The sequence below is a fragment of the Novosphingobium sediminis genome, from assembly GCF_007991615.1.
Classification (GTDB): Bacteria; Pseudomonadota; Alphaproteobacteria; order Sphingomonadales; family Sphingomonadaceae; genus Novosphingobium; species Novosphingobium sediminis.
Genome location: NZ_BJYR01000002.1, coordinates 298,363 through 304,571 on the forward strand (window position 1 = coordinate 298,363; position 6,209 = coordinate 304,571).

Consider the following 6,209-nt stretch of genomic DNA (forward strand, 5'->3'; position numbering starts at 1 on the left):
ATAAACCTAGCGCAGAACGAAATTATGTCCAACGTCCAAATTAGGACAGTTGACAATTTTATGAGGTTTAGGCCAATTTGTGAGCGGGAAAGCGGGGTCCATCCGCTTTGAAAGGGAAAGAAAATGCGATCAATCGCACCTGTGCTGGCGTCCGCCCTCTACGCAATTGCCGCAGTGGCCTCGCCCGCAGTCGCGGCTGAAAACCGCTTCCCGCAGCCGCTCGCGGAAGAGAGCCTGCCGAGCGTGGCGAAGCTCCCCGCTACCTGGCCTCAGAGCTGGGTCACGATCCACGATTTCCACTTCGGCGCAATTCTGGATGGCCGCGTAGCGGTGGTCGATACCGCTGATCCGGTGCAGCCGCTGAAGGGCCTTGTCCGCGCGGCGCAGTTTGCCAACCTGCTGATCGCCAAGGACAAGGGCGAACTCTACACCGCCGAGACGTTCTATACCCGCCTCACCCGCGGTGAGCGGACCGATGCGATCACCATCTGGGACACCGCCACGCTCCAGCCCAAGGGCGAGATCCTGCTGCCCGGCGGCAAGCGCCAGCAATCGGTGACGTATCCGCACCTGTTCCAGTTCAGCAACGGCGGCAAGTGGGCGCTTGTCGCCAACTTCACCCCGGCGCAATCGGTCACCGTGGTCGACCTCGCCGCGCGCAAGGTGCTGAATGAGATTGACCTCCCCGGCTGCTCGCAGATCTACCCGACCGGCGAGCGCGGCTTCACCAGCCTCTGCGCAGATGGTTCGCTGTTCAGCGTTGCGCTCGATGCGAATGGTGCAGCGGCTTCCTCGAAGTCGGTCGTCAAGGTGCAGGACATCGACAACCAGCCCCTGTTCAGCACCCCCGCAATGGTGGGGACGACGGCGTGGTTCGTGAGCTTCCACGGCATGGTGCAGGGCTTCGATCTTTCGGGCACTGTCGCCAAGCCCATCCCCGGCACCTTCAGCGTCGGCACCGCAGAAGGCGGCGCGCCCGAATGGCGTCCCGGCGGCTGGCAGGTCATCAACAGTGATGCGTCCGGCAAGCTCTATGTGCTGATGAGCCCCTACGGCAAGGAAGGCACACACAAGGACGGCGGCACCGAAGTCTGGGTCGTCGATCCCGCGAAAAAGGCCCGCACCCTGCGCATTCCGCTCAAGGGCCAGACCCTTGCGATCGCGGTGACCAAGGAAAGCACACCGCATCTGGTGGCGGCGCAGGCGAGCGGCGAGATCGACATCTTTGACGCGGCGACCGGCGCTTTCGTGCGTTCGCTTGGCGCGACAGTCGCGGCCAATCCGATCCTGATCCAGGTGCCCTGATGGCTGCACTGGCCCTCTTCTGCGCGGCGCTGCTGGCAGCCTCGGCGGTGCACAAGGCGCTGGAGCGCGGGCGCCTGATCGAGGCGACCGCTCGGCTGACCGGCGTCAGCCCGGTACCGGCGCAACTGCTGCTGATCCACGCAGGAACGCTGGAACTCGTCGCGGCGGGATGCCTGCTGGTCCCGCCGCTGCGCACCGCCGGAGCGGTGATCGCCGCGCTGGTGTGGAGTTCCTACGCGCTCGCCCTCGCGCGCCGCCGCGGTGAGACGCTCGACTGCGGGTGCGACCTTGCCGCGCGCAGCAAGCCGGTCACCACCGCGATTGTCTTGCGGGCGGCAGGTCTTGCCGTGCTGGCCGGCATCGTCGCGCTAACACCGGACACTCCCTTCACGCTCGATGCGCCGTTTGCGGCGGCCGGGCTTCTCGCACTCTACCTCGGCGCCAGCGAGCTTCTCGCCATCCCCGCGCCGCAATGGAAGGCAGCATGATGCTGACAAGCCAGATCCTCCTCTGGACGGCGGTGATCGTTCAGGCCCTGCTGATCGCCGCACTCGCGCGCCAGGTCGGCGTGCTGCACGAACGGATTGCCCCCGCCGGTGCGCTCACGCTGCACCAGAAGGTCGCGCTGGGCGAAAAGGCCACGCCGATGACTCTTGCCGACATGAACGGCGTCGGCGTCGCCATTGGCGGGCAGCGTCAGGGCCGCAGCCAGCTGCTGTTCTTCGCCTCGCCCGATTGCCCGATGTGCAAATCGCTGCTCCCCATCGTGCGCAGCGCCGCGCGCGCCGAAGCGGGCTGGCTCGACATCGTGGTGGCAGGTGACGGCGGCAAGCCGGGCTACCTCGCGATGGTGCGCGATCATGGTTTGGATGCCATGCCGGTCGTGCTTTCCGAAGCGCTTGGCCGCGCTTTCGGCGTATCCAAGTTGCCCTATGCCGTGCTGCTCGACGAGGAAGGACGCGTTGCGTCGCTCGGCCTCGTCAACAGCCGCGAACACCTTGAAAGCCTGTTTGAGGCAAAGGAACGGGGCGTCGCCTCGATCCAGGAATTTCTCGCCCGCCGCCAGGCGCACAACCATCAGGAGGCCTGACCCATGGCGCGTTTCGACAAGATTACCGAAAACCTTGCGCGCGGGATCGCCCGGGGCACCTCGCGCCGCTCGCTGCTGGCATGGCTTGGCGCCGGCATGACAGGCGCGGCCTCCATTCCGCTCCTGCCCGTTGCTCGCGCAGCCACGCCGCCTGCGCCAGAAGCCCCGCATGGGCCGCACGGCGCCGGAGCAACCCGCCCCGCGATCGTTTCCGGCCTCGGACAGGATCCGGGCGACCGTTCGAGCTGCGACTACTGGCGCTATTGCGCGATCGACGGTTTCCTCTGCTCGTGCTGCGGCGGCTCGGTCAACACCTGCCCGCCGGGCACCGAAATGTCGCCGATTACCTGGATCGGTACCTGCACCAACCCGGCAGACGGCCGCGCCTATGTGATCAGCTACAACGATTGCTGCGGCACCTCCTCGTGCGGGCAGTGCCTGTGCAACCGCAACGAAGGCGATCGCCCGCAGGTCCGTCCGCAGTCGAACAACGACTACAACTGGTGCCTCGGCTCGGAGAGCTCGGTCTACAACTGCTCGGTGGCTGCGGTCATCGGCGTCGCGCTCCCGGCGGCAAAATGAAGCGTTCGGCTTCCCTCGCGCTCGTCGGCGCTGGCGCTGCGGCTCTCGGCGCCCTCACGCTGCCGGTGCACGCAGCGGCTGATGGCGCGGCGATCTTTGGCCGGTGTGCTGCCTGCCACACCAAGACCGGCGCCGGTGTCCCCGGCGTGTTCCCGCCGCTCGGCGAGGATTTCCGCGTGATGGCCTCGAGTGATGCCGGTCGCCGCTATCTCGGGCTGGTCGTCATTCGCGGCGTCAGCGGGCCGATCAAGGTCGGCGGCAAGCCCTATGCCGGGGTGATGCCCGCACAGGCCACGCTCGATGATGCCTCGGTTGCGGCGGTGCTCAACCATGTCGGCACCGAAATCGCCAAGACCGGCCCCGCCTTCAAGCCCTTCGCCGAAGGTGAAGTCGCTACGATCCGCGCAGGCGGTGCGGCGCTTTCGGCGCAGGATGTCGGCAAGCTCCACGCCGGAGCGGGCGGGCAATGAAGCTCGGTCGCCTCACCCTGCTGGTCGCCCTCCCGCTTGGCCTCGCGCTGGCGGCGGGCGCTGCCGTCAGGGCAGATGAGGCGGCAATCCCCGGCGTGCGCGATGCCTATCAGGCGCGCACCGATTACCAACTCAAGTGCCAGGGCTGCCACCGCCCGGATGGCAGCGGCGACGATCATTCCAACCCGCCGATGCGCGGCATTGTTGCCCGGTTCCTGAGTGTGCCCGGCGGGCGCGAGTTCATCGGCCGGGTGCCGGGTGTTGCCACGGTCGATCTGCCCGACGACCGGCTCGCCAATCTTGTAAACTGGACCATCTACAGGTTCGATCCGGCGCATGTGCCGGGGAACTTCCAGCCCTACACGGCTGAAGAGATCGGGCGTCTCCGTCAAAATCCGCTCCGCCTCGAACGCGCCGCTACAAGAGCGCGACTGGTGGCCGGTTTTGCCAAGACGCATGGTGCTCAACAATAATAATCAGCACGATTTGATAAGAAGCGAGGGAATAACCATGAGGACCGTCTTTCTTTAAAGCGCCGCGCTGGCTGCCCTACTCGTGGCGCAGCCCGCGCTCGCCCAGCAGGCCCCGCAGGCTGCCCAGGCCGATGCAACCACCAATGCTGCCGATAGCGGCGAAATCGTCGTAACCGCCGCCAAGCGCTCGGAAAACCTCCAGTCTGTGCCGATCTCAGTTTCGGCGATCGGCGGCGAAGCGCTCTCCAAGTCGCGCATCACCAGCGTCGACAGCCTCGTCAACAAAGTCGCCAACCTGCAGTTGACCTCGACTGTGGGTGACAACACCCCGATCTTCGCGCTGCGCGGCGTTTCGATGTCGGACTTCAGCCTCAACCAGTCGAGCCCGGTCGCGACCTATTACGACGAAGTCTACAAGGGCAACTTCGCGTTCCTCGGCATCGCGCTCTACGATATCGAACGCGTCGAAGTGCTGCGCGGACCGCAAGGTACGCTTTACGGCAAGAACACCACCGGCGGTGCGGTCAACCTCATCAGCCGTGATGCCAAGCTCGGCGAGACGAGCGGCTACGCCAACTTCGGCTATGGCAACTACAATCGCTTCGATGCCAACGCCGCCATCAACGTACCGCTGGGCGAGAAGGCTGCGCTGCGCGTTGCGGGCACTTATTCCAAGGCTGATGGCTGGTTCAAGAACGTCAACCCCGGCTTCCCGGACCTTGCCAGCACCGATGAATGGGGCATCCGCGGCACCCTGAAGCTCGAACCGAGCGACCGCCTGAAGATCACGCTGCGCGCCTCGCATAGCTTCCAGAACCCGCAGAACTACGGCATTTATGCGCAGCCCGAAGCGGTCAACCGCCCAGGGCTGAGCCAGTTCCAGATCGATTCCAACGTGCCGGCCAAGCGCCGCGCGGTCACCACCTCGGTCGCATTGACTTTGAACTACGACGTGTCGGACACGCTCGCCGTCACAAGCATCACCAGCTACGACAAGGGCTCGCTGTTCTTCAAGGAAGATACCGACGGCATCCGCGATCAGGTGCTCGAAGTGCCCTACTTCGACCGCGCCAGCCAGTTTGCGCAGGACTTGCGCCTGACCAGCAACACCGGCGGCCCGTTCGATTTCATCCTCGGTGCCTATTTCAACCGTGAGAAGGTCTTCAACGAGACCACGCTGGAAGTGCTCAACGGCACCGACGTCGATGGCGATGGTTTCGTGACCGCAGCCGATTGCGCTGCCGGCCTGCCGGTGGCCTGCAAGGTCCGCAACCAGTTCGATCAGGTCAAGAAGAGCTTCGCGCTCTATACCGACCTCAAGTACAAGCTGACCGACGCGCTGACCCTGCGCGGCGGCCTGCGTTACACGCATGACGATGGCAAGCAGACTGGCTTCAAGTCTGACGCGCTCGGCGTTGACGACAGCTTCGTCGCCAACCTGATCCCGCTGTCGGACCTGAGCTTCAAGCAGAACAACGTCTCGGGCAAGATCGGCATCGACTACAAGCTGGCGAGTGGCGACCTGCTCTATGCCAGCGTCAGCCGCGGCTACCGTGCGCCGAGCTTCAACGCGCAGGCCTTCTTCACCCCCACCGAACTGGGCGTCGCAAAGGCAGAGCAGGTTACCGCGTTCGAAGCCGGTGCGAAGACGCAGTTCTGGGACCGTCGCATCACGCTCAACATGGCGGCGTTCTACTACACCTACAAGAATCAGCAGTTCATCAACGTGAACCCGGCTGACGCTTCGCAGCAGTTGCTCAACATTCCCAAGTCCGAACTCTACGGTGCCGAGGCGGAACTGACGGTGCGAGCGAACGACAGCTTCACCTTCCACGGCGGCCTCGGCCTGCTTTCGACCAAGATCAAGGAAGGTATCGTCAGCGGCGTCAACGTCGCGGGCAACCGTCTCTCGAATGCGCCTTCGCTCACCTTCAACGCCAGCTTCGACTGGACGATGGTGCAAGGCAATTTCGGCTCGATCTCGCTGCACCCGGAAGTGGCCTACCAGTCGAGCCAGTTCTTCGAGAACATCAACATCCCGCGCCTGCGCCAGACTTCCTATGCGCTGTTTGGCGGGCACCTCGACTGGAACAGCAGCGACGGGCGCTACAGCATCTCGGCATGGGCGCGGAACCTTGGCAACAAGTTCTACTTCACCTCGCGCATCGACCTGACCGGCTTCGGGCTTGACTACAACCACATCGGCAACCCGCGGATGTATGGTGTTACCGCAGGCGTGAAGTTCTGATCGACTGAACAGTGGCGGGAGAGGCCGGATAAGGCCTCCCC

At 64.6% G+C, this 6,209-nt stretch carries 7 protein-coding genes; all 7 read left to right on the top strand.

The genetic code is table 11. The annotated features are described in order from the left end of the window. The first annotated feature begins 123 nt into the window (after window positions 1–123). The 7 genes from NSE01_RS02345 to NSE01_RS02375 all read left to right on the top strand — a co-directional run bounded on the left by NSE01_RS02345 (window position 124) and on the right by NSE01_RS02375 (window position 6,168). Window positions 124–1,305, top strand: coding sequence for an amine dehydrogenase large subunit (locus NSE01_RS02345; RefSeq protein ID WP_147158005.1), 1,182 nt, complete (start codon window positions 124–126; stop codon window positions 1,303–1,305). Continuing rightward, window positions 1,305–1,793, top strand: coding sequence for a MauE/DoxX family redox-associated membrane protein (locus NSE01_RS02350; protein ID WP_147158006.1), 489 nt, complete (start codon window positions 1,305–1,307; stop codon window positions 1,791–1,793). Before NSE01_RS02345 ends, NSE01_RS02350 begins: the two co-directional genes overlap by 1 nt. Continuing rightward, entirely contained in the window at window positions 1,790–2,395 is a 606-nt protein-coding gene (locus NSE01_RS02355) for a thioredoxin domain-containing protein (protein ID WP_246134990.1), read from the top strand. The genes NSE01_RS02350 and NSE01_RS02355 overlap by 4 nt, the downstream gene beginning before the upstream one ends. Window positions 2,396–2,398: 3 nt before the next feature. Then, complete coding sequence (locus tag NSE01_RS02360) at window positions 2,399–2,977, top strand: methylamine dehydrogenase light chain (protein ID WP_147158008.1); 579 nt, start codon at window positions 2,399–2,401, stop codon at window positions 2,975–2,977. Then, complete coding sequence (locus NSE01_RS02365) at window positions 2,974–3,447, top strand: c-type cytochrome (RefSeq protein WP_147158009.1); 474 nt, start codon at window positions 2,974–2,976, stop codon at window positions 3,445–3,447. The genes NSE01_RS02360 and NSE01_RS02365 overlap by 4 nt, the downstream gene beginning before the upstream one ends. Beyond that, complete coding sequence (locus NSE01_RS02370; protein ID WP_147158010.1) at window positions 3,444–3,920, top strand: cytochrome c family protein; 477 nt, start codon at window positions 3,444–3,446, stop codon at window positions 3,918–3,920. The genes NSE01_RS02365 and NSE01_RS02370 overlap by 4 nt, the downstream gene beginning before the upstream one ends. 82 nt (window positions 3,921–4,002) lie before the next feature. Further along, window positions 4,003–6,168, top strand: coding sequence for a TonB-dependent receptor (locus NSE01_RS02375; RefSeq protein WP_246134991.1), 2,166 nt, complete (start codon window positions 4,003–4,005; stop codon window positions 6,166–6,168). The last annotated feature ends 41 nt before the right edge of the window (window positions 6,169–6,209 follow it).